Annotated in this window: 2 protein-coding genes; one reads left to right on the forward strand and one right to left on the reverse strand. The window is 45.7% G+C overall.

The features are described from left to right. On the forward strand, nt 1–749 hold a 749-nt coding region (gene mtnA / locus F6K37_RS44170), incomplete at its 5' end, for an S-methyl-5-thioribose-1-phosphate isomerase (RefSeq protein ID WP_287257450.1). Here mtnA and F6K37_RS44175 read toward each other — a convergent pair. Further along, nucleotides 733–873 (reverse strand): hypothetical protein, encoded by a 141-nt coding sequence (locus F6K37_RS44175; RefSeq protein ID WP_287257451.1) that lies wholly within the window; start codon nt 871–873, stop codon nt 733–735. The genes mtnA and F6K37_RS44175 overlap by 17 nt on opposite strands. Nucleotides 874–1,052: the final 179 nt, after the last annotated feature.

Below are 1,052 nucleotides of genomic sequence, written 5' to 3' on the forward strand. Positions count from 1 at the left end.
TGCGGATGCTTAAAAATGCCTATGAAACGATCGGGACAGTAGAAGAGATTAAAGCTTCCTTACTTGAAACAGCTAAACAAATTCAGCTGGAGGATTTACAAACCTGTCAAGCTATAGGCGATCGCGGGTTAGAGGTATTACCGAAAACCCCCGACAAACTGTGTCTTCTGACCCATTGTAATGCAGGAGCGTTGGCAACAGCTGGGTATGGTACTGCCTTGGGAGTAGTGCGTTCGGCGTGGCGGGATGGGCGATTAGCCAGATTATATGCTGACGAAACCCGCCCCCGCTTGCAAGGTGCTAGGTTAACGACCTGGGAATGCGTCGAAGAAGGTATTCCCGTTACTTTAATTACCGATAGCATGGCCGCCCATTGTATGAAACAAGGGCTAATTGATGCGGTTGTAGTGGGAGCTGATCGCATTGCTGCCAATGGGGATACGGCTAACAAAATTGGTACCTATAGTTTAGCCCTGATTGCTCAAGCTCATCAGATACCCTTCTTTGTGGCTGCTCCGATCTCAACCATTGATTTTCAGCTATCTACTGGTCAAGAGATTCCCATTGAAGAACGTCACCCCTCAGAAATTTATCAGATTGGGGAGACAGTGATTTGTCCCCCTAAAGTGGAATTTTATAACCCAGCTTTTGATGTGACTCCGGCGGAGTTAATTACTGCCATTATTACTGAAAAAGGTGCAGTTGCCCCCAGTCAGCTGTCACAACTTAACATTAAGCAATCAGTGTGACATCTATCTTGGTTTTAGGGATTAGGGAGTCGGGAGCGGTGCGACCCGTGGCGAATTTAATTCGACGACTGTAAGCGCACCGAGGGAGTCGGGAGTCGGGGTAACTAAATTGAATGTATCTCATAAGTTTCAGAAACGCTATAACTGACCCAACTATGTTTGAGTCAGTTGCTTACTTCAGCAACCTCTAAAGGATAAAGTCCGATAGCTATGGGTGTTTAGATCATGGGTGTTTAGATCATGGGTGTTTATAGCAATTATCATAGCTATGAGGTACACAATTTCGGGATTTTAGGTAATAGG

It is taken from the genome of Moorena sp. SIO4E2 (assembly GCF_010671945.1).
Taxonomy (GTDB): Bacteria; Cyanobacteriota; Cyanobacteriia; order Cyanobacteriales; family Coleofasciculaceae; genus Moorena; species Moorena producens.